The sequence below is a fragment of the Shewanella litorisediminis genome (assembly GCF_016834455.1).
GTDB lineage: Bacteria > Pseudomonadota > Gammaproteobacteria > Enterobacterales > Shewanellaceae > Shewanella > Shewanella litorisediminis.
The window spans coordinates 916458-938601 of the sequence record NZ_CP069213.1; the positions used below are offsets into that span (position 1 = coordinate 916458).

Sequence of the window (22144 nt, forward strand, 5' to 3'; positions counted from 1 at the left end):
TACAGGCAAGCTGCAGAGATAAAAAAGCGCATCCTCAGGCAAGCCTTTGGATGCGCAAGACACAAGCAACTTGTTGTTGGGATCAGGCCTTGGCTGACTCCAGATAGTTGAGGATCCCCATGGCCGCATCGCGCCCTTCGGCGATGGCGGTTACCACCAGATCTGAGCCCCTGACCATGTCACCACCGGCAAATACCTTGGGATTGCTGGTTTGGAATGGATTGTCATCGGTTTTGCTGGCCTTGACTCTGCCCTTGTCATCCAGGGCGATATCAAAGTCGGCAAACCAGGGGGCCGGACTTGGCTGAAAGCCAAAGGCGATGATGATGGCGTCGGCTTCGAGGAGCTGCTCACTGCCGGGCACAGGCTCCGCCGAGCGGCGTCCATTGGCATCGGGCTCGCCCATGCGGGTCTCGATACACTCAATTCCCACCACGGCGCCATTTTCGGTCTTGATGGCCACTGGCTGGCGGTTGAACAGGAAGTTCACCCCTTCTTCACGGGCATTTTGCACCTCTCGGCGGGAGCCGGGCATGTTGGCTTCATCGCGGCGATAGGCGCAGGTCACTTCGCTGGCGCCCTGACGCACTGCGGTGCGCACACAGTCCATGGCGGTGTCTCCGCCCCCCAGTACCACTACCTTTTTACCCGCCAGGTCGATATAGGGGTTCTGTTCGCTTTGCTGACCCAGCAACGACATGGTGTTGCCAATCAGATAGGGTAATGCCTGCAGTACACCTTCGGCGTCTTCACCGGGCAGTCCGGCCTTCATGGCACTGTAGGTGCCCATGCCGAGGAATACAGCATCGTAGTCTTTGAGCAGGTCGGCGAAGGCGATGTCCTTGCCAACAGTCACACCGAGACGAAACTCTATTCCCATGCCTTCCAGCACGGTACGGCGGGTTTGCATCACCGACTTATCCAGTTTGAAAGAAGGAATACCGTAGGTGAGCAGGCCACCGATTTGTGGATACTTGTCGAAGACCACTGCCTTGATGCCGTTGCGGGCAAGGATATCGGCGCAGCCAAGACCCGCAGGACCTGCGCCCACAATGGCAACCCGCTCTTTACGGGGCGTGACTTTGCTCATGTCAGGGCGCCATCCCTGGGCGAGCGCCGTATCTGTGATGTATTTCTCGACGTTACCTATGGTCACGGCGCCAAAATCATCATTCAGGGTACAGGCGCCTTCACAGAGCCTGTCCTGGGGGCAAACACGGCCGCAGATCTCCGGCAGGGTGTTGGTCTCGTGCACCAGATCCGCCGCTTCCATGATGCGTCCCTGTTTGGCAAGCTTCAGCCAGTTTGGGATGTAATTGTGCAGCGGGCACTTCCATTCGCAGTATGGATTGCCGCAGTCCAGGCAGCGGTCTGCCTGCTCATTGACCTGTGGCTGAGTAAAAGGCTGATAAATTTCAATAAACTGTGTTGCACGCAGCTTAATGGGCTGCTTGGTCGGATCTTTGCGGCCCACCTGGATAAACTGAAAGTCGTTACTCATCTTGCTGTTACCCCGCCTTTACTGCCAGTTCAGGGCTTGGCTGCTCGAGCTTGAGCAGATCGGCCACCGCTACATTCTTCGGCTTGACCAGCACAAAGCAGTCGAGCCAGTTATCAAAGTCACTCAAAATTGCCCGGGCGTGTTCACTGCCTGTCTCTTTGACGTGTGTCTCAATCAGGCCTTTGAGGTGTTTCTGGTGAATGGCTGACTCGACCTTTTGGGTGTCGACCATTTCGGTGTTAACCCTGCGGCCGAAGCGGCCGAACTGGTCGAACACATAGGCAAAGCCACCTGTCATACCGGCACCAAAGTTCACCCCGGTTTTCCCCAGTACCACCACAATGCCACCGGTCATATATTCGCAGCCGTTATCGCCAAGGCCTTCCACCACGGCCACGGCGCCTGAGTTACGCACGCCAAAGCGCTCACCCGCCTGACCTGCGGCAAAGAACTGACCTCCGGTTGCACCGTAGAGACAGGTATTACCTACAATGGCGGTACGTTCGCTCTGGAAGGCGCTGCCGATTGGTGGATAGATGGACAGCTTGCCGCCGGACATCCCCTTGCCCACGTAGTCGTTGGCATCACCGCACAGGCTCATCTCCAGACCGGGCGCGTTCCACACACCAAAGCTCTGGCCCGCGGTACCGTTAAACGACAGGCTGACCGGTGCCTTGGTGCCCTTAAGACCACAGGTGGCAGCAATGAGGCCACTGAGGGCGGCGCCCACAGAGCGATCGGTGTTATTGATGCTGTAGGCGGCGCTGAAGCCTTCGCCGCGGCTGATGGCATCGGCGGCATCTTTCAGCAGACGCTGGTTCAGTTCACCGGTATCCGTTGGCGGGTTTATCTCTTTCCAGGTTCTGGATGAGCCGGCCCGTACCTGTGGCTGATACAGGATGGGGGACAGGTCCAGACCATGTTGTTTCTCGGTTTGACCTGCCAGTGCGTACAGCCAGTCGCTGCGACCCACCAGATCTTCAAACTTTGCAACACCCAGCTTTGCCATCCACTCGCGCACTTCTTCGGCAACAAATTCGAAGTAAGTCATCACCCGCTCAGGCAAGCCGTGGAAATGCTTGTCACGCAGATTTTTATCCTGGGTTGCCACGCCGGTGGCGCAGTTGTTCAGGTGACAGATCCGCAGATACTTGCAGCCCAGCGCAATCATGGGCACGGTGCCGAAGCCAAAGCTCTCGGCGCCAAGGAGAGCTGCCTTGATAACGTCGGTACCGGTTTTAAGGCCGCCATCCACCTGGAGGCGGATTTTGTGGCGCAGGCCGTTGTCCACCAGAGCCTGATGCACCTCGGCCAGACCCAGCTCCCAGGGAGAGCCGGCATATTTGACCGAGGTGAGGGGGCTTGCCCCTGTACCACCGTCATAGCCGGACACGGTAATCATGTCGGCATAGGCCTTGGCAACGCCGGTGGCTATGGTGCCGATGCCCGGCTCAGATACCAGTTTCACGCTGATAAGGGCCTTGGGATTGATTTGTTTCAAATCGAAAATCAGCTGCGCCAAATCTTCAATGGAATAGATATCGTGGTGCGGCGGCGGTGAAATCAGGGTCACGCCCGGACGGGCATAACGCAGCCCGGCAATTTCCACACTCACCTTATGGCCGGGCAGCTGACCGCCTTCACCGGGTTTGGCACCCTGAGCCACTTTTATCTGCAGTACTTCGGCATTGATAAGGTAATGGGCTGTCACACCAAAGCGGCCAGAAGCAATTTGCTTGATGGCGGAATTCTTTTCCGTACCGAAACGGCGTGGATCTTCACCGCCTTCCCCCGAGTTGGATCGGCCGCCGAGGCGGTTCATGGCGATGGCCAGCGCCTCGTGGGCTTCGGGACTTAAGGCGCCGATACTCATGGCGGCGCTGTCGAAGCGTGGATACAGGCTTGCTGCGGCCTCAACACGCTCTGCAGGGATGGCATCGAGGGTGCCTTTTACGCCCAACAGATCCCGCAGCATTGCCACGGGACGCTCATCGACGTGTTTGGCAAAGACTTTGTACTTGCTGTAGTCACGGCTGATGAGTGAGGCCTGCAGTGTATTGACAACATCGGGGTTGAAGGCATGGTATTCGCCACCTTCGACGTATTTGAGCAAACCACCCTGTGGCAAGGGCACATGGGGACGGAAAGCTGCCTGATGCAGTTTGTGTTGATCTTTGGCGAGGTGCTCAAAGCTCACCCCTTCGATACGGCTCACAACGCCTTTAAAGCAGAGGTCAATCACATCGCGTGCAAGACCTATGGCTTCGAATTGTTGGCTGCAGCGGTAAGAGGCCACAGTGCTGATGCCCATTTTGGACATGATTTTGCGCAGGCCCTTTTCGATGCCGTAACGGAAGTTCAGCATCAATGCCACCATGTCGTCGGCGTTGTTGCGCTTGGCAAGCTCTGCGATGGACTCGTATACCAGATAGGGATAGATGGCGGTGGCACCAAATCCGAGCAACACCGCAAAGTGGTGCGGGTCCCGGGCAGAGGCGGTTTCCACGATAATGTTGGTGTCGCAGCGCAGACTCTTGGACACCAGCATTTGCTGCACTGCGCCCACAGCCATGGCGGCGGGGATCACCTGGCGATTTTTGGCCACGGCGCGGTCAGACAGCACCAGCAGGGTTGTTCCGGTGCGGGCCAGGCGCTCGGCATCATCTGTGATGCGACGAATGGCGCCTTCGAGCCCTTCTGCCGGGTCGTAGTTGAGATCAACGATATTGGCGCGGTAATAGGCCTTATCGAGGGACATCAGCTGATTGAAATCGCTGAACAGCAGGATAGGCGAGTTAAACATTACCCGATAGGCGTGCCCCGTGGTCTCGTTAAAGAGATTCTGCTCACGGCCTACACAGGTCGCCAGGGACATCACGTGTTTCTCACGCAGTGGGTCGATGGGCGGGTTGGTCACCTGGGCGAATTTCTGGCGGAAATAGTCGTACAGGGAGCGCTGTTTATTGGACAGCACTGCCATAGGGGTATCGTCACCCATGGAACCCACGGCTTCTTCACCCTGACTTGCCAATACCCAAATGACCTGCTCAAGCTCCTCGCGGCTGTAGCCAAAGAGCTTTTGGTATTGCAGCAGGGTGTCGCGGCTGAATTCGCTGGCGCCGTGCTGCTCGTTGCTCATCTCTTCAGCGCTCTTGAGGGTGCGGCTGTTTTTCGCCATCCACTCCTTGTAGGGGTGGCGGCGTTTGAGATCGTTATCAATCTCGAATGACTGATACAGACGGCCGTTGAGGGTATCGAGCACCAACAGCTCGCCCGGGCCCACGCGACCCTTTTCCACCACTTCGTCGGGCTGGTAATCCCAGATCCCCACTTCAGAAGCCAGGGTCAGGATGCGGTCTTTGGTAATCACATAACGGGATGGGCGCAGGCCATTACGGTCCACGGCGCAGGCGGCGTGGCGGCCGTTGGTCATCACTATGCCCGCCGGGCCATCCCAGGGCTCCATGTGCATGGAGTTGAAGTCGTAGAAGGCTTTGAGCTCTTCGTCCATTTCAGGGTTACTTTGCCATGCGGGCGGAATAAGCAGTCGCATGGCACGGTACAGGTCCATACCACCGGATAGCAGCATTTCCAGCATGTTATCCAAAGAGGATGAGTCAGAGCCGGTTTCGTTTACGAAGGGTGCGGCTTGCTGCAAATCGGGCAACAGCGGCGAGTTGAACTTGTACGCCCGGGCGCGGGCCCACTGGCGATTGCCGGTAATGGTGTTGATTTCACCATTGTGTGCCAGGTAGCGGAATGGCTGAGCCAGTGGCCACTTGGGCGAGGTATTGGTTGAAAAGCGCTGGTGGAATAAACAGATAGCGCTTTCCAGGCGCAGATCGGCCAGATCGGGGTAAAAAGCGGGCAGATCGGCAGGCATCATCAGGCCTTTATAAACAATCACCTGACCGGAAAGGCTTGCTACGTAAAAGTCAGGATCTGCCGTCATTTGCTGCTCGAGGCGGCGGCGGGCCATATAGAGGCGTCGCTCGAGGTCTTTTTCACGCCAGCCGATGGGCGCGTTGATCAGTACCTGAACGATACGGGGCAGACTGGCCTTGCCGATTTCACCCAGCACATCGGGATTAACCGGCACCTCGCGCCAACCGGCGATGCAGAGAGTTTCTTTTTCAAGCTCGCGCTCAAGCACAAAGCGGACGGCGGCGACTTTTTCTTCGTCCTGGCTTAAAAAGAACATGCCGACGGCAAACTTGCGCGACAGGTGCCAGTCATTTTCGGCGGCAATCGACTCGAAAAACTTGATGGGCAATTGCATCAGGAGGCCGCAGCCGTCACCTGTGCGACCGTCTGCGGCAATGCCGCCGCGGTGCTTCATGCGATCCAGTCCGGTAATGGCGGTACGCACAATACGGTGACTGGCTTCGCCGTCCATCTGGGCAATCAGACCAAATCCACAATTGTCCCGCTCAAAACTGGGATGATACAAGCTCATACTAATTCCCCACCTGAAAACCTGTGACTGATACTGCTCGGGGAATCACGCAAATGACAATGATAGATATGCACCCGAATCTCCCAAATTATCCTGAGAATTTACAAAGGTCAAACTTAAAGATTGCATAAAACATGGGTAAAAAATCATGTTTCATACAGTTTTGATAATTGGGTTACGTTAACGTCAACTGGTGAAAGTGTTGTATAACATTATGAATTATAGCAATTTTAAAATTGCGTTATTTTTTGGTTTACGATTGTGTAACAGGAGTGGCGATTGTTTGGTGTTTGCAAATAGTGATTTTTTTTGCAGGCACAGTTGTTTGTTTTCAAAGAAATGCCATTGATTAACTATTCAAAAACTGTGATTAACCCCCTGTTTTGTTCGGTGCAAAAATGACTGGTGTTGCAAAATGGGGAAAAAGGCCGTCGTTTTGACCTGGATCCGGGCGCGGCTGAGCCCACAAGTCCATACTGGCGCTTTCTTTCTTATGGAGGCGACTGTGTCTCAATCGGTTAGCATCACCCCCACATTGGATGCGCTGGTGAATACCTTTGGCAATGACTGCCGTTTGCGATTTGGCAAGCGTGTGCGAAAGCTGACGCTGGATGCGCATTTTACCTGCCCCAACCGCGATGGCAGCCTCGGCGTTGGCGGTTGTACCTTCTGCCATGTGCCTTCTTTCAATGCCGATGATGGACAGCAGTTTGATATTGCATCGCAGCTTAAACGGCAGATGGCTGGGCGCAGTGATGCGCTTTACTTCATTTATTTTCAGGCCTACACCAGCACCTACGATGAGGTTGCCGTACTGAAGCGCAGATACGATGAGGCCCTGTCGATTGGGAATGTGGCTGGACTTTTTGTGGGAACGCGCCCTGACTGTGTGCCCGATGCTGTGCTGCAATTATTGGCCGACTATCAACAGCAGGGGATTGATGTGTGGCTGGATTTGGGGCTGCAGACTGCCCGGGATGACACCCTGAAACGAATCAATCGAGGCCATGATTTTGCCGTGTATGCCGATGCCGTCACCCGGGCCAGAAGGCTGGGCATCAAGGTGTGTACCCACCTTATTCTGGGTCTGCCGGGGGAGAGGCCGGAGGATTTTGTCGCATCACACCGGCAGGTATTGGCACTTGGGGTTGATGGCCTCAAGTTGCACCCACTGCATATAGTGGAGGGCAGTATCATGGCACGGCAGTGGCGGGCAGGAAGGTTGGATACCTTGAGTTTGGATGATTATGTGAACGCCGCTGTCCAGCTTATTCAACGTACCCCGGCTGACATTATTTTCCACCGGGTTACGGCCCATGCCAGGCCTCCACTGCTATTGGCCCCCGAGTGGTGTGGCCATAAATGGCTGGCGATGGGCGCCATTTGCAGTAGTCTGGCACAAACCGGTGGGCAGGGCAGTCTAACGGAATATCCCTATCTCACTGACAAAAAGAGCAAAGTTTCAGAACCCTATCCAACGGCGATAGGTGGTTAATTATTTGTTAAAATTAGAAAATATCCACATGGCTGAAACGCCATACGGTTGCACCGTGGGGCAGAGAAGGTATTATGTGCAATAGTATTGTCGGCAATTGACTGCCGATGTGGACAATTTTATGACTGTTAAGGGGGCCTTGATGGCAACTGCTGCACTGGACGAGATTTTGGATCTGAACACTCTTGAACAATATTGCAGTGCGATTGGGGCCGGAACTCTGCTCAAGAGTGTGGTGCTGTTTGAGCAGCTGATGCCCGAATACGTTGGCAACCTGGTCAAGGCGCAGGAAGCCGGTGACAAGGACACCCTGTGCTCTGAAGCACATAAGTTTAAAGGGGCGGCGGGCAGCGTTGGTCTGAAGCGCATCCAACAATATGCCCAATTGCTGCAACACGGCAATGACGAAGGTTGGGAAGCCGGCCATGTCGAGTGGCTTGATGTTATTGCCACCCATGCCTTTGACGATCTCGCTGCGCTTAAGTCTTTCCTGCAGGCCAAAGCCTGATTTGTGCTGAAACCGGCGTGGGACATGCTTAGCCTGCGCCGGTACTGTCTACCCGCTATTTCTCTCGTTTTTCCGCGTTATTCTCCCTGTGGTTTGCCAACTTTGGTTTTGTGAAGCCGGATGTGTGAAGCTGGTTTTCTGAGGCAGAATCTCTCACTCGGCGTGACTTGTCTTGCCAGTATGTATCCCCGATGTTGAGGCATGCTTGTTTCATCGGCAGCGCTTCAAGTTAAACCCTGTTTCCCGCGCTTGAAGAAAGCCCCTCCGACTTACCATCGCCCAGTGAGTACTCCACTTGTGCAGATATTGCTCACATATCCGCGTGAGGACCTTATGAACTCAGGTAAAGCCTGTGTTAAAGTGCAACGTGTCCTATCAATCCATCCAAGCGCCGGTAATCGATAAAATGAAACATCTTCCCAGCCTTAAAAATCTCTATTATCTGGTGAATCTTTATCAGGAACAGAATTTTAATCGCGCCGCCAAGGTATGTAATGTCAGCCAGTCGACCCTCTCCAGTGGTATTCAAAACCTGGAGGAGCAATTGGGGCATCAACTGATAGAGCGCGATCACAAGTCATTTATGTTTACGGCCATCGGCGAAGAAGTGGTTGGCCGTTGCCGCAAAATTCTGACCGATGTGGATGACTTGGTGGAGCTGGTGCGCAATCAGGGCGAACCCATGACAGGGGAAATCCGTTTGGGCTGTATTCCAACGATAGCGCCTTTTTTGCTCAGCAGAGTCGTGCGTCACTGTCAGCAGCACTATCCCAAGATGGTGTTACTGCTGAAGGAAGACACCACCGAGCGCCTGCTCGATGCCCTTGGTAAAGGTGAACTGGACTTACTGCTGCTGGCCTTGCCTGTGGATACCTCGGGATTTCTCAGCATGAAAGTGGGGGTCGATCCCTTCAAAATGGTGATGCACAAAGACTTGTCCCATGAAGTGCATCAGCCGGTGGATTATCAGGCATTGCCGGACGAAAGCATCTTTCTGCTGCAGAATGAGCACTGCATCACCGGCCACGCCATCAGCGCCTGTCAGTTGGGTGACTCCAATAAAATCAACCCCTTTGCTGCAACCAGTCTGCACACCCTGGTACAAATGGTGAACAGTAAGCTGGGCACAACCTTCCTGCCACAAATGGCGATTGATGCAGGCATTCTGAAAGACACTGAGTTGGCGGTTATGGATCCCCCGGGCAGTGCCCCATACCGCGACATAGGCTTGGTTTGGCGCCAAACGACCAGCCGGATCCGGACTTTCAGAACGCTCGGATTGGAAATTGAAAAGCTGCTCGGTGGTGAGCCCAAGCAGGGCTGAGCAGTCAGACAGGATGATGGGGCGAAACCTCAGTCGCCCCGCTTTGGTGTTACCCCAAAGACTTCAATGGAATGTTGTTTCCCCTTGAGTTTAACCGGCCCGAGGGAGCTCAGTTGGTAATCACTGTCTTCATTATCGAGCCGGGCCGCCACAGCACCGGAGATCAGCATCCGCTGTCCCAATGGATTGCATTGATCCTGTAGTCTCGCCAGGGTATTGAGTACATCGCTGAAGAAGCTGATTTCCTGCTTTTGCACTCCGACAACGGCCGCCACGACCTGACCGCAATGCGCCGCTGCCTTGAATTTGGGCACAAAGCCGTAGTGCTCTTCAAAATACTGCCGCTGCCAATTGAGCTGCTGACTGAATTCCCAATAGATGTTCATGCAGCGGTCTTTTTGGATACCTTCATTAAGGGGCCAGTGGATCAGCACTGCATCTCCCATATAGCGGTAAATCTCGGCTTCGTTATTGGCCACTGTGTCTGACAGCAGGCTGAAGCTGTCCTGAATGAGGCGGCTGAAGCGATAGTCTCCAAGGGATTCTGCGTGTGTGGTGCTGGCTACCATATCCAGATAGAGGAATAAGCGCTGCTCGTATCTGGGCTTGTGGTATTTACCGAGGCCAATATTGAACAGCACTCTGGGGCCAACCAGGAGTGCCATCTGCTCAATAAAGGCCAGCCCCATGCGAACCACCACCAGATAGACAATCAATGCCTGAAAGGAAGGGCTGTAGAGCACATGGACAGTCAGCATCTGCCTGAGGGTTGTCATGTGGTTTTCGATGGCCCACATATTCAGAAACTGGGTGATATAGGCGAGGGTCGTGGCTCCAAGGAGCAGAAAAAGCCCCTTGAACAGGACAGAAAACAAATAAGGTAAGCGATTAATGGCACTGAAGTCGGCAATGAGATTGGACATCCAGTGCAGGCTGCCGAAGATGATCCCCATATAAATGGCGAGCGTTGCGAGATCGGCAGAACCTACCGCCCATTGGGGCAGATCTTGCGTTTGCGCATAACGAAAGAAGACAAAAGCGGCCATGGCGATGCCCCAGGCCAGGATGGCAAACAACAGCTTTTTTGCCTGACGAATCGCTCTCACTGCAGCTTCAAAACCCGAAAAATTAGCTTTTACGAAGAAGGAGCTAGTGTATAGAAAACCTATGCCTCATTACCAGCCCTTAACGTGATCTGAATCAATTCAGGTGTCGATTCGGTGACGACTAGTAGTCAAAAGCTTGGCGCAGTATTGCCTGAGTGAAAGGGATCTTCAGGTAAAAGCCCCGGGGATTGGTCAGTCCTACTGTGCCATCCTCCATTATGCAGTCGGTTTTGGCGGCGGCATTGGCGGCTTTGGGGCGAAGCTGTAACACTTCACCGTGCCTTGCACTGAGGCGGTGCACCTTGCCCAGGGCGATAAACTCCATGATTTCTTCCCAGTCCTGGCGCAGGGAGGCACTCTGTTGTGGCGTGGGTTGCCACAAAATGGCGGTGCCTATGCGTCTGTCGGCCAGAGGAATGTCTCTTTCGCCCTCCACCGGTACCCAAAGTACCCGTTCGAGTTTGTGCTTTACCAGACTCTGCTCCCAACGTAGTCCTCGGGTATCCATTAATGGCGCCACACAAACATAGGTGGTTTCCAAAGGTTTACCGCTACGGTCGATGGGAATTGTCTTGAGCTCAACCCCCAAATGCAAAAAGTCCTGCTCGGGTCTTGAGCCCGCGGTGGCGCCGAGCTCCTGCTCTATCAGTTGGCCTATCCAGCCCTTGTCCCGTTTCAGATTGGGGGGGACTGGCCAGCCAAGTCCGGCTGCGAGTTGCCCAAGCGAAAGGCCAGCCATCATTTTGGCCCTGGTCAGCAACTCGTCGAGGCTTTGTGGGGGGAGGGGAGCATTCATGGTGCGAATTTTACCCTCTTTGGGGATAAGATCAATATTGATGCTTTTTTGAACGCCTGATTGGCTTGGATAAGTTTTTTAGCAATTGCTTTGCGTAAGTGCATGTATTAAATATTTTTTTTATAAATGAAAATCGATTGCTCGCAACGCTCTTAAAGTTACTCGCGTATTTCCCCATTATTCCCCACACATTTATCCACAGATTTGTGGGATAAGTGTCAAATAAACTCGCCAATACTGGAGAAAAACCTTCGAGTCAACGGAAAATATCGCGAGTTTTACCGATTATTTTCCATCGCCCCTATAGAGGCATGTGCATAAAACTGAGCATTAGTAACTGCCAAAGTCTGTTGCCCGACACTTGGTTTATTTTTGTGCGATCCTATGAGGATAGTGGTCTGTTAATCAGTGATTGATATTTAAATTCAATTAAAACAACAATATAAAATGAGGCTGTTGATTGTTTGATCCGACTCGATCTGAACTATTATTGAACATTTCCAAGGATTCCCATTACTTGCCTACAGAGATATCCACAGTTTTTGTGGATAGAATCGGGTTTGATAGTCAGGGTCTGTTGATAAGGGGTCTTGTCTTGGGAAATTATCCAAAGAAGTCCCTTAAATAGGGGTTTGCTGCGGGCTTGGCTTTGTGAAACAATCCTTCTATTACGATTTGTGTATTTTGGAGTCCATGTGATTGATAGCGACGGCTTTCGCGCAAATGTGGGCATCATCATCTGTAACGCTTATGGCCAGGTCATGTGGGCCAGACGATTTGGACAACATTCATGGCAATTCCCCCAAGGGGGCCTGGATGACGGCGAAACTGCCGAAGATGCCATGTACCGTGAATTATATGAGGAAGTAGGTCTGAGGCCTGAGCATGTACAAATCCTCACGTCGACACGGTCCTGGCTCAGGTATCGTTTGCCAAAACGTTTGGTTCGGCAAGACAGCAAGCCTGTTTGTATTGGGCAAAAACAGAAATGGTTTTTGTTGATGCTCAAAAGTCAGGAAAGTGCCATTAACCTGAACTCTTCCGGTCATCCTGAATTTGATGATTGGCGTTGGGTTAGTTATTGGTATCCTGTACGGCAAGTAGTGTCGTTCAAGCGGGATGTTTACCGAAAGGTGATGAAAGAGTTTGCCCCGGTGGCGTTAGCGCTTCAGGCGCGTGAAATACCAAGGGGTAAACGAAACAGAGGGCGGTAACCTTAACAGCGTGTCTGAAAATCGGGGGAGATAAAGGCAGTGCTCAATACGCTCAGGGATATCACACAATCGGTGGCGTCGGCCCATACCCTGGAGCTGGCGCTGGAGTCCTTGGTCAGTCAGACCAAGGCCGCCATGGAAACAGAGTGTTGTTCCATCTATATCCTCGAGCAACAACAATTGGTGTTATCCGCCACCGATGGGCTCGAAAAAGCCGCTGTGGGTCGGGTTAAGATGCCGCTCAGCGAAGGCCTGGTTGGCCTGGTCGCCCAGCGTGAAGAAGCCATTAACCTTGCCGATGCCCATCTGCACCCCAGATTCAAGCTCTTCCCTGAGGCCAACGAAGACGAATACCGGGCGTTTTTGGCCGCCCCCATCATTTATCAAAAGCAATTGCTTGGCGTCATAGTTGTACAGCAGGCAAAGGCTCGTCAGTTCAACGAGGGCGAAGAAGCTTTCCTGATGACGCTGGCCGCGCAGCTCGCCATGGCGATTCGTGGCCTTAAACGCCGCGCCGAAGTGCATTCGCTGGATCATCAGGTGCTGTTCACTGGCACCAGTGCTTCCACTGGTGTCGCCATTGCCCATGCCCTGGTTATCGGCGGAGAAATCTCCCTCGAACAACCTGAAGCCTGTGCCACCGATCTGGACTTCGAGGTCAATCGTTTACGCCAGGCCATGGCCCGCAGTCGCGATGCCTTGAGCACATTGGCGCAAAAGTTTGAAAATGACCATGACGATGAGCTGAGTTCCATCTTCACCTCGCTGCAGTCTTTGCTGGAAGATGCCAGTCTGGGGGGCGAATATCAGCGGGAGGTCCTCTCAGGTTGGAGCGCTGAAACCGCCGTCAGCAGAGTATCCCTTCGCTATGTGGCTCAATTTGAGACCATGGAAGATACATACCTGCGTGAGCGGGCAAGCGATATCCGGGATTTGGGGCAGAGAGTACTGCGCCAATTGATAGAGCCCGGCCGTATGATGCTGGACCCCGATAAGCCCGTTATCCTTGTGACCCGTGAAGCCGATACCAGCATGCTGGCGGAGTTTCCAAGACAAAAGCTTGCGGGGATAGTGACAGAGGCAGGAGGCGTTAACTCCCACGCGGCGATATTGGCAAGAGCACTTGGGGTACCCGCCATCATGGGGGTTGAGCAGGTGCTGCAGGCCAATCTGGATAAGCAGCTTTTGGTACTTAACGCCAGCCGTGGCATGTTGATGGTATCGCCATCACCCACAGTGGTGGATGAATACCGCAATCTTATCAGCGCCCAAAAGGCGTTGGATCGCCAGTATGCTGAGGAACTCAAAGAGCCGGCAGTCACCCTGGATGGTCATCGCATCCATCTGTACCTCAACGCGGGGCTCATGAGTGGCGTGGCCACTGAAATTGCCGATGGCGCCGATGGGATTGGACTTTACCGCACCGAAATCCCCTTTATGTTGCAGCAGCGTTTCCCCAGCGAGTCTGAGCAGATAAAGGTTTACCGCAGCGTCTTGCAGTCGGCGGCGGGGCGACCCGTAGTCATGCGGACACTGGATGTGGGCGGGGATAAGCCGCTGCCGTATTTTCCTATTTCAGAAGAAAATCCCTTCCTGGGCTGGCGAGGCATTCGTCTGTCACTGGATCATCCCGAGTTGTTTCTGGTGCAGCTCAGAGCCATGTTGCAAGCCGCTGGTGACACCGACAATCTGAAAATTTTGCTGCCCATGGTGAGCAGCCTCGATGAAATTGACGAGGCGCTTTTATATCTGGATCAGGCGTTCAGCGAGCTGCGGGCCGACGTTAACCCATCGCTTGCGCGCCCCCCCGTGGGGGTGATGTTGGAAGTCCCGGCGCTGCTGTATCAGCTCAGAGAGGTCTCTCAGCGGGTCGAGTTTGTCTCTGTAGGCAGTAATGACCTGACCCAATATTTGTTGGCGGTTGACAGAAACAACCCCAGAGTCAGCAGCCTGTACGATTCCTATCACCCGGGCGTGCTGCGGGCATTGCGTCAGGCCTTGCAGGAATGCCGCCAGTACAAGCTGGATGTGAGTGTTTGTGGCGAGCTTGCCGGTGAACCCATGGGGGCGCTGTTGCTGGTGGCTATGGGCTATGACGAGCTTTCCATGAACCAGGGCAGTCTTGCCAAAATAAACTATCTTCTGCGGCGCGTTGAGCGCAGTGAGCTTGAGCAATTGCTCGCATTGGTAATGCAAATGTCCAACGGCCAGGACGTGCGTGAGCTGGTGCGTGAATATCTCGATACGCGGGAGTTGAGCTCAATCCTTGGATAAGGTCGCGTCCCGGGCACGATTGTTTTAAGCTATTGGCCCATCATGGAAATCAGCAAGGTTTAAGTGTGGAACAAATACTTTGGGTGATTGGCTGTTGCGTCGTGCTGGGGGCTTTTGTTGGCTTTATGGCGGGTTTGCTGGGGATTGGCGGTGGGCTCATGATAGTGCCGGCACTGCTTTACTTGCTGCCAGCCATTGGTTTTTCTTCCGAATATCTGCCTCATGTTGCTATTGCGACTTCCCTGTCTGCCATCATTCTGACGTCCATATCCTCGGCCCGTGCACACCATGGCCGAGGGAATATTGATTTTCAACTGCTGAGGATATTGGCTCCTGCCGTATTGGTGGGTGCACTGGTATCGGGTTTTGTCTCTGAGCAAATACCAGCCGAGCAGCTCAGGCAAGCCTTTGCCATCTTTGTGATCCTGATGGCAGTGCAAATGGCGTTTCCCTTCAAAGCGGCGGCCGCCAAGCCTATGCCGCCGACTGTGCTGATTTTTATCGCTGTCTTTTTTGTCGCCTTACTTGCCGGATTAATGGGCATTGGCGGTGGTGTGCTGCTGGTGCCCATGATGATGTATTTTGGGGTGGCCATGCGCAATGCAGTGGGCGTTTCGGCGGCGACGGGCCTGCTTATTGCCGTCTCCGGCAGTGTCAGTTATGTCGTTGCCGGTTGGAACACCCAGGGCATGCCCGAATTTACGTTGGGCTATGTGTATCTCCCGGCCTTGCTCGGTATTGTCTCTACTTCAATGCTGACAGCGCCGCTTGGGGCCAAAGCGGCCAGCACCTGGCCGACAGCCGTACTTAAAAAGATTTTTGCTGTGCTGTTAACCCTGATTGGCCTGCGTCTGGTGATGGGGTGAGTCCCTTCACCGAACCCAATCCCAGTTAATTACCGGAATCAATATGCCGATAAACTTTCCCGACATAGACCCTGTTATCGCCAGGTTCGGGCCTTTCGAGGTGTTTGGCCAGACCTTTGAGCCCGCCCTGCGCTGGTATGGCATGATGTACCTCGTGGGATTTTTGGCTGCCCTGTGGCTGTTAAATCGCAAGGCTGACCAATCGAACGGCGTGTGGAGCCGTGAGCAGGTATCGGATTTATTGTTTTATGGCTTTCTCGGCGTGGTGCTGGGGGGACGCCTCGGTTATGTGCTCTTCTATCACTTCGATCTCTTTCTTACTGATCCCCTCTATCTGTTTCGGATCTCAGAAGGTGGCATGTCATTCCACGGTGGCCTCATTGGGGTGATTACCGCGATGGCTTACATTGCCTGGCGCCAAGAAAGGCGGTTTTTCGCGGTAGCCGATATGGTGGCCCCTGTGGTGCCCATCGGTTTAGGGGCCGGCCGCATTGGTAACTTTATTAACGGCGAGCTGTGGGGGCGGGTATCCGATGTGCCCTGGGCCATGGTATTTCCCACCGGCGGGCCAGAGCCCAGACATCCGTCCCAGCTGTATCAGTTTGCGCTTGAAGGGGTTGCCCTGTATCTGTTGCTCTGGTGGTTTGCCAAACGCACCACCAAGGTAGGCGCCGTATCCGGCATGTTTCTTTTGGGGTATGGCAGCTTCCGGATAATCGTTGAAACTGTGCGCCAGCCCGATGCGCACTTGGGATTTTACTTGGGTTTTATTACCATGGGCCAAATTCTTTCTCTGCCGATGATCCTCTTCGGTCTCTATTTGATTTTGCGTAAACAGGAAACGCGCTGATGAAGCAGTATCTCGATTTAATGCAGCATATCCTCGACAAGGGGACAGATAAAAGCGACAGAACCGGCACAGGTACCCGGTCTGTATTTGGTTACCAGATGCGCTTCGACCTCAACGAGGGCTTTCCGCTGGTGACCACCAAGAAGTGCCATCTGAGATCTATCATCCATGAGCTGCTTTGGTTCCTGAAAGGCGAAACCAATGTGGCCTACCTGCACGAAAACAAGGTATCAATTTGGGATGAGTGGGCCGACGAAGAAGGCAACCTGGGGCCGGTTTATGGCGCTCAGTGGCGCAGCTGGCCAACCCCGGATGGACGCCATATAGACCAGATTTCTCAGGTAATTGAACAGATTAAATCCACCCCTGACTCTCGCCGGTTAATCGTATCGGCCTGGAACGTCGGAGAGCTGGATAAGATGGCGCTGGCTCCCTGCCATGCGTTTTTCCAGTTTTATGTGGCCGATGGCAAACTGAGCTGCCAGCTCTATCAGCGTTCCTGTGACGTCTTCCTTGGTTTACCGTTTAACATTGCCAGCTACGCCTTGCTGACCATGATGGTAGCCCAGCAGTGTAATCTCGGTTTAGGGGATTTTGTCTGGACAGGTGGGGATACTCATCTGTACAGCAACCATATGGAGCAGACACAGTTGCAGCTTTCTCGTGAGCCCCGTCCTCTGCCGACAATGAAGATCCTTCGCCACCCCGAGTCGATATTTGATTACCGCTTTGAGGACTTTGAACTCAGCGGTTATGACCCTCATCCCCACATCAAAGCCCCCGTTGCCATCTAATAATGAGTAAACTTTCGCCTGAAACCTCGGAAATTTCGAGGTTTCAGGGAGAAACTTACGATTATGTTTGGTAATCTGGTTTCGCTACACTCAATGCATTCGCTTTATTTGGGGGTAACGAAATGGAAAAAGCTATTCGTAATTTTTTGAGCCAGGAGTCTGCCGGTGGCATCTTGCTGTTGGTGGCCGTTGCACTGGCCATGTTGCTCGCCAACTCACCTCTTTCCGGCCTATATCAAGGTTTTCTCAATACCGGGATGCAGGTTCGTTTTGGGGCACTGGACATCAACAAGCCTCTGTTGCTGTGGATTAACGATGGCCTGATGGCGCTGTTTTTCCTGTTGATCGGTCTGGAGGTCAAACGAGAGCTGCTGGAGGGGGCGTTGTCGAGCCCATCCAAGGCCTCTTTGCCAACGTTTGCTGCCATAGGCGGTATGTTGGTGCCTGCGGCCATTTATCTGTTTTTCAACTTTGACGATCCTGTTACCAAGGTCGGCTGGGCCATTCCCGCTGCCACAGATATCGCCTTTGCCCTGGGTATTATGGCGCTCTTGGGTAACCGGGTGCCTGTGGCGCTGAAAGTGTTTTTGTTGGCCCTCGCCATTATCGACGATCTCGGCGTGATTGTGATTATCGCGCTCTTTTACAGCACCGATTTGTCTATGCTGAGCCTGGTGATTGCGGCGATTGCCGTTACAGGGTTGGTGGCGCTTAATCGTAAGGGCGTTACGTCACTCGCGCCTTATGGGGTGCTCGGCATCATATTGTGGATAGCCGTGCTCAAGTCCGGGGTTCATGCCACCCTCGCCGGCGTGGTCATCGCCTTCTGTATTCCCCTGAGAGCCAAAGATGGCAGCTCCCCATCAGAGCATTTGGAGCACAGCCTCCACCCCTGGAGCAACTTCCTCATACTGCCGGTGTTTGCCTTTGCCAATGCCGGTGTGCCGCTGGGGAATGTGGGCTTTGACAGCATACTGTCACCCGTGCCCGTGGGTATTGCGCTGGGCCTGCTGCTGGGTAAACCCATAGGTGTGCTGCTGTTCAGTTATCTTGCGGTGAAACTGCGTCTGGCCGAGCTGCCCAAAGGGATTGGCTGGCACCAGATTGCGCCAGTGGCCGTAATGTGTGGTATCGGTTTCACCATGTCGATGTTTATTGCTTCTCTGGCCTTTGAGCATGGCGCAGAACTCTATGGCGATTTGGCCCGTATTGGCATCTTGCTGGGTTCGCTGTTTGCTGCGGTAATTGGCTATTTTTGGTTGTCAAAGGTGTTGCCTAACGCAGGAGAAAAAATATGAGACTCAATATTGTATCTGTCCTGGGGTTGTCTTTGTTGCCGCTGTTTGCCACAGCTTCCGGACTTAAAACCTGTGCCGACGACAGTCGTGCCCCCGCATGTCAGCAGTATCTCGAAGGCGTGGTCGATGGGGCATTGATGTATAAAACCAGTGCTTTGGGGGCCCGGCCTGAATCAGACGGGTTTGAAAGCCGGGCGCTTAAGTATCGCAGCGGCAGCCGTTTCCAGGATGCTAACCGCCGCTATTGCGTGGACAGAATTCCCGACCGCAATGTACTGGTGGAAGGGCTGACCGAAGCTGTGAGCTCCGGTGAAGTGAAGGATCAGGAAAGCCTGGCCCAGGCCATGTACAGCCTGCTCGATTGTCAGCGTCTCAAGTAATGCAGCATCTGAACTACAACCATCTTTATTATTTCTGGATGGTCCAGAGCAAGGGCTCGGTGGTAAAAGCCGCCGAGGCCCTGTGCCTCACGCCGCAAACAGTGACCGGGCAAATCCGCGCACTGGAAGACAGGCTCGGTGGCGCGCTGTTTAAACGGGTGGGTCGACAGCTGGAGCCCACAGATCTGGGTGAATTGGTCTTTCGGTACGCTGACAAGATGTTCAACTTAAGCTATGAGCTTTTGGATATTTTGAACTATCGAAAAGACGCGGCGATGTTGTTTGAGGTTGGCATTGCCGATGCCTTGTCCAAGGCGTTGTCGAGCCGGGTGCTGCTGTCCGTGTTACCCACTGATGGCAGCATGCGTCTGGCCTGCTATGAGGCAACTCACGAAAGCCTGATGACCCGATTACGGGAGCACAAACTGGATATGATCCTGTCAGATTGTGCCGGTGAGTCGCTTAAATACCCGGAGATCTTATCCAAGAAATTGGGTGAATGCGGTGTCAGTTTTTTTTCTTCCAAAACCTACAGCAAATCTTTCCCGGCCTGCCTTGAGCAAGACAAGCTGCTGATCCCGGGTAAGCGAACCAGTCTTGGGCAGCAGCTTCATCGCTGGTTTGCCGAAAAGAATCTCGAAGTGCGTATTCTTGGGGAGTTCGACGACGCTGCCATGATGAAAGCCTTCGGTTATTTCGGGCAAGGCATTTTTGTGGCGCCATCGATTTACAAGCAGGACATATTGGGACATGGCATGCAGGTGCTGGGGGAAACCCTGGACGTACGCGAGGAATATCATGTGATGTTCGCCGAGCGCATGATCCAGCATCCCGCAGTGAAAAGGCTGCTTGAGACACGTTTTGATGACTTGTTTTCAGGGCTCGACAGCCAGGTACAGAGCTTTTAAACAAGCCGCCCCTGTCTTAAATGGCGCCAGGGTGCCCAGTTGCCAAATTCCTGTTAAACTTGGCCGCAAATTTTCAGAGGCTTAAGGAAGCAACAAGTGACTGAGTTGATGAGTATTGCCCGCGTTCGCTGGGCCTGTCGCCGTGGCATGCTGGAGCTGGATGTGTTGTTCCAGCCTTTTGTGGAAAACCATTATGAGGCGTTGAGCGACGAGCAGAAGGCTGTGTTTGTAAGACTGCTGGCCTGTGAAGACCCTGAACTCTTTGCCTGGTTCATGGGGCACGAACAATGCCCTGATCCTGAACTTGCTGACATGGTAGTCACAGTTCGTGGACGTCCGGCGCCTTAATTTTTCTCTCTCTGCATCAAAGGATCAGTACTTCTCGGTGGTGATCCTTTGGGCGCTCTTCCTTACCTCTTTTCTCGCGTGGCCTGCCAATCTGCCCATCCCTGTTTTTGCCTTTCAATTACTGACAGCAGGCGCAGTGAGCGGATTCTTTATCTACTCGCTGTGGCGGCTTAAGGGCTGGCGTTGGCAATTTGGATTATGTGACAACGGTGATTTGGACGACAGCGAAGGCCGCCACCGGGTGCGGCGGGCATGGGTGATGCCACTTGCTTGTGTCCTGCTGATAAAAAAAGAAAGCGGCCAGGGCCGCCTTCTTTTTGTTTTTGCCGATATGCTCGAAGATGGGTCTTATCGGGATTTGTGTCGTTTGCTGCTGTCGATTAACGCTCGGGACTTAGAATCGTAGGACCCGATACCGGCAGTTTCTCGGGATGGTCGAGGTTGCAGTGCAGACCGCGGCTTTCTTTACGTGCCATGGCGCAGCGAATGATAAGCTCGGCCACCTGCACCAGATTACGCAGTTCCAGCAGGTTATTGCTGACCCGGAAGTTGGAGTAATACTCCTGAATTTCCTGTTGCAGCATGGTCACTCTTCGCAGCGCCCGCTCGAGGCGTTTGTCGGTGCGTACAATACCCACGTAGTCCCACATAAAGAGGCGCAGCTCGTGCCAGTTGTGGGCAATGACTACCTCTTCATCTGAGTTGCTTACCCGGCTTTCATCCCAGGCGGGCAGTTGACCCGGCATGGCGATTTTGCCCAACAAACTCTCAATGTCCTGCGCCGCAGCGCGGGCAAACACCAGGCACTCCAGCAGCGAGTTGCTGGCAAGGCGATTGGCGCCATGGAGACCCGTGTAGGCCACTTCACCTATGGCATAGAGACCGTTGAGATCCGTCTGGCCATGCAAATCTGTCATCACACCGCCACAGGTGTAGTGGGCGGCGGGCACTATTGGGATGGGTTCTTTGGTTATGTCCAGGCCCAATTCCAGACAGCGGCTGTGGATGGTGGGGAAGTGCTTTACGATAAAGTCTGCGGGTTTGTGGCTGATGTCCAGATACATGCAGTCCACCCCCAGGCGCTTCATTTCATAGTCGATGGCGCGGGCCACAATATCCCGGGGCGCGAGTTCGGCACGCTCATCGAAGTCAGGCATAAAGCGGCTGCCATCGGGGCGGCGCAAATAGGCGCCTTCACCCCGCAGCGCTTCGGTGAGCAAAAAGTTACGTGCCTCTGCATGGTACAGACAGGTCGGGTGGAATTGGTTGAATTCCATATTGGCCACCCGGCAGCCAGCACGCCATGCCATGGCGATGCCATCGCCGCTGGCCACATCAGGGTTGGATGTGTACTGATACACCTTGGAGCTGCCGCCGGTGGCGAGCGCCACAAAGCGGGCCTTTACTGTCTCCACCTGCTCCAAGCTTCGGTTCCACACGTAGGCGCCGAGCACCCGATTGCCGGTGCGGCCCAGTTTGCGGGTGGTGATAAGGTCGATGGCGTTGTAGCGTTCCAGCACCTGAATATTGGGGTGGTTTGCTGCCAGCTCCTGCAAGGTTGTCTGCACCGCTTTACCGGTGGCGTCTGCGGCGTGCAGAATTCGCCTATGGCTGTGTCCGCCTTCCCGGGTCAGGTGGTAAGGCTGGGCTTCGTTGGTGATGTGCTCTTCTTTATCGAAGGGCACGCCACAGCTGATTAGCCACTGCATGGCCGCCTTGGCATTGGCTGCGGTGTAGGTGACCACTGCCTCATCGCAGATACCCGCCCCGGCCACCAGGGTGTCCTCGACGTGGGACTCAATGGTGTCGCCCTCGTCAAACACTGAGGCGATGCCTCCCTGGGCGTACAGGGTAGACCCCTCACTGAGCGGCCCTTTGGAAATCAGAATTACCTTTGCTTTTTCAGCAAGATGGAGTGCCAAAGTCAGGCCAGCAGCACCGCTGCCGATGACCAGAATGTCTGACTGGTGTTCAACTGCTTGTTTCATCGGGTATCATGACGTATTCAAATGTCCCGCTATGATAA

At 53.9% G+C, this 22144-nt stretch carries 18 protein-coding genes; 13 read left to right on the top strand and 5 right to left on the bottom strand.

Annotation, left to right across the window (positions count from 1 at the left end; translation table 11 throughout):
• Positions 1-82 precede the first annotated feature (82 nt).
• Together JQC75_RS04050 and gltB are read right to left on the bottom strand one after the other, a co-directional pair.
• The gene (locus tag JQC75_RS04050) at positions 83-1501 is read right to left on the bottom strand and encodes an FAD-dependent oxidoreductase (protein ID WP_203326200.1); all 1419 of its coding nucleotides are present in this window, start codon (positions 1499-1501) and stop codon (positions 83-85) included.
• A gap of 7 nt (positions 1502-1508) precedes the next feature.
• Positions 1509-5957: a glutamate synthase large subunit gene (gltB, locus tag JQC75_RS04055; RefSeq protein WP_203326201.1), complete on the bottom strand. Its 4449-nt coding sequence runs from the start codon at positions 5955-5957 to the stop codon at positions 1509-1511.
• A gap of 505 nt (positions 5958-6462) precedes the next feature.
• Here gltB and mnmL point away from each other — a divergent pair.
• From mnmL to oxyR, 3 genes are all read left to right on the top strand, one after another.
• Positions 6463-7452 carry a tRNA modification radical SAM protein MnmL/YtqA gene (mnmL, locus tag JQC75_RS04060; RefSeq protein ID WP_239002077.1) on the top strand — a complete coding sequence of 330 codons (990 nt, stop codon included), beginning with the start codon at positions 6463-6465 and terminating at the stop codon, positions 7450-7452.
• A gap of 142 nt (positions 7453-7594) precedes the next feature.
• Entirely contained in the window at positions 7595-7960 is a 366-nt protein-coding gene (locus tag JQC75_RS04065) for an Hpt domain-containing protein (RefSeq protein WP_203326203.1), read from the top strand.
• Between the two features lie 406 nt (positions 7961-8366).
• Complete coding sequence (gene oxyR / locus JQC75_RS04070; protein ID WP_203326204.1) at positions 8367-9284, top strand: hydrogen peroxide-inducible genes transcriptional activator OxyR; 918 nt, start codon at positions 8367-8369, stop codon at positions 9282-9284.
• A gap of 29 nt (positions 9285-9313) precedes the next feature.
• On the opposite strand, the gene JQC75_RS04075 is transcribed toward oxyR, so the two are convergent.
• Together JQC75_RS04075 and mutH are read right to left on the bottom strand one after the other, a co-directional pair.
• Positions 9314-10390 carry an adenylate/guanylate cyclase domain-containing protein gene (locus JQC75_RS04075; RefSeq protein WP_203326205.1) on the bottom strand — a complete coding sequence of 359 codons (1077 nt, stop codon included), beginning with the start codon at positions 10388-10390 and terminating at the stop codon, positions 9314-9316.
• 121 nt (positions 10391-10511) lie between these two features.
• Entirely contained in the window at positions 10512-11186 is a 675-nt protein-coding gene (mutH, locus tag JQC75_RS04080; RefSeq protein ID WP_203326206.1) for a DNA mismatch repair endonuclease MutH, read from the bottom strand.
• Positions 11187-11881: 695 nt separating this feature from the next.
• Here mutH and rppH point away from each other — a divergent pair.
• The 10 genes from rppH (at position 11882) to JQC75_RS04130 (ending at position 20524) form a co-directional block, all read left to right on the top strand.
• A complete protein-coding gene (gene rppH, locus JQC75_RS04085; protein ID WP_203326207.1) occupies positions 11882-12400 on the top strand; it encodes an RNA pyrophosphohydrolase in 519 nt (172 codons plus the stop codon).
• A 39-nt stretch (positions 12401-12439) separates the two neighbouring features.
• The gene (gene ptsP, locus JQC75_RS04090; protein ID WP_203326208.1) at positions 12440-14674 is read left to right on the top strand and encodes a phosphoenolpyruvate--protein phosphotransferase; all 2235 of its coding nucleotides are present in this window, start codon (positions 12440-12442) and stop codon (positions 14672-14674) included.
• A gap of 65 nt (positions 14675-14739) precedes the next feature.
• The gene (locus tag JQC75_RS04095; protein ID WP_203326209.1) at positions 14740-15540 is read left to right on the top strand and encodes a sulfite exporter TauE/SafE family protein; all 801 of its coding nucleotides are present in this window, start codon (positions 14740-14742) and stop codon (positions 15538-15540) included.
• A gap of 43 nt (positions 15541-15583) precedes the next feature.
• The gene (gene lgt / locus JQC75_RS04100; RefSeq protein WP_203326210.1) at positions 15584-16390 is read left to right on the top strand and encodes a prolipoprotein diacylglyceryl transferase; all 807 of its coding nucleotides are present in this window, start codon (positions 15584-15586) and stop codon (positions 16388-16390) included.
• Positions 16390-17184, top strand: a complete 795-nt coding sequence (gene thyA / locus JQC75_RS04105) for a thymidylate synthase (protein ID WP_203326211.1) — start codon at positions 16390-16392, stop codon at positions 17182-17184. The genes lgt and thyA overlap by 1 nt, the downstream gene beginning before the upstream one ends.
• 122 nt (positions 17185-17306) lie before the next feature.
• Positions 17307-18482 (top strand): Na+/H+ antiporter NhaA, encoded by a 1176-nt coding sequence (gene nhaA, locus JQC75_RS04110; RefSeq protein WP_203326212.1) that lies wholly within the window; start codon positions 17307-17309, stop codon positions 18480-18482.
• Positions 18479-18862 (top strand): hypothetical protein, encoded by a 384-nt coding sequence (locus JQC75_RS04115; protein WP_203326213.1) that lies wholly within the window; start codon positions 18479-18481, stop codon positions 18860-18862. The genes nhaA and JQC75_RS04115 overlap by 4 nt, the downstream gene beginning before the upstream one ends.
• Positions 18862-19770, top strand: a complete 909-nt coding sequence (gene nhaR / locus JQC75_RS04120) for a transcriptional activator NhaR (RefSeq protein WP_203326214.1) — start codon at positions 18862-18864, stop codon at positions 19768-19770. The genes JQC75_RS04115 and nhaR overlap by 1 nt, the downstream gene beginning before the upstream one ends.
• A gap of 108 nt (positions 19771-19878) precedes the next feature.
• On the top strand, positions 19879-20118 hold the full coding sequence (locus tag JQC75_RS04125) for an FAD assembly factor SdhE (RefSeq protein ID WP_203327117.1): 240 nt from the start codon (positions 19879-19881) through the stop codon (positions 20116-20118).
• Complete coding sequence (locus tag JQC75_RS04130) at positions 20099-20524, top strand: protein YgfX (RefSeq protein ID WP_203326215.1); 426 nt, start codon at positions 20099-20101, stop codon at positions 20522-20524. The genes JQC75_RS04125 and JQC75_RS04130 overlap by 20 nt, the downstream gene beginning before the upstream one ends.
• Here the strand turns inward: JQC75_RS04130 and nadB are convergent.
• Positions 20499-22106: an L-aspartate oxidase gene (gene nadB, locus JQC75_RS04135; protein ID WP_203326216.1), complete on the bottom strand. Its 1608-nt coding sequence runs from the start codon at positions 22104-22106 to the stop codon at positions 20499-20501. The two genes, JQC75_RS04130 and nadB, sit on opposite strands and share 26 nt — an antisense overlap.
• Positions 22107-22144 lie beyond the last annotated feature (38 nt).

Coding starts and splice junctions, on each gene's coding strand:
- JQC75_RS04050 (WP_203326200.1), bottom strand. CDS start 1,501: ATGAGTAACGACTTTCAGTTTATCCAGGTGGGCCGCAAAGATCCGACC.
- gltB (WP_203326201.1), bottom strand. CDS start 5,957: ATGAGCTTGTATCATCCCAGTTTTGAGCGGGACAATTGTGGATTTGGT.
- nadB (WP_203326216.1), bottom strand. CDS start 22,106: ATGAAACAAGCAGTTGAACACCAGTCAGACATTCTGGTCATCGGCAGC.
- oxyR (WP_203326204.1), top strand. CDS start 8,367: ATGAAACATCTTCCCAGCCTTAAAAATCTCTATTATCTGGTGAATCTT.
- thyA (WP_203326211.1), top strand. CDS start 16,390: ATGAAGCAGTATCTCGATTTAATGCAGCATATCCTCGACAAGGGGACA.
- lgt (WP_203326210.1), top strand. CDS start 15,584: ATGCCGATAAACTTTCCCGACATAGACCCTGTTATCGCCAGGTTCGGG.
- JQC75_RS04125 (WP_203327117.1), top strand. CDS start 19,879: ATGAGTATTGCCCGCGTTCGCTGGGCCTGTCGCCGTGGCATGCTGGAG.
- nhaA (WP_203326212.1), top strand. CDS start 17,307: ATGGAAAAAGCTATTCGTAATTTTTTGAGCCAGGAGTCTGCCGGTGGC.
- JQC75_RS04065 (WP_203326203.1), top strand. CDS start 7,595: ATGGCAACTGCTGCACTGGACGAGATTTTGGATCTGAACACTCTTGAA.
- JQC75_RS04115 (WP_203326213.1), top strand. CDS start 18,479: ATGAGACTCAATATTGTATCTGTCCTGGGGTTGTCTTTGTTGCCGCTG.
- nhaR (WP_203326214.1), top strand. CDS start 18,862: ATGCAGCATCTGAACTACAACCATCTTTATTATTTCTGGATGGTCCAG.
- mutH (WP_203326206.1), bottom strand. CDS start 11,186: ATGAATGCTCCCCTCCCCCCACAAAGCCTCGACGAGTTGCTGACCAGG.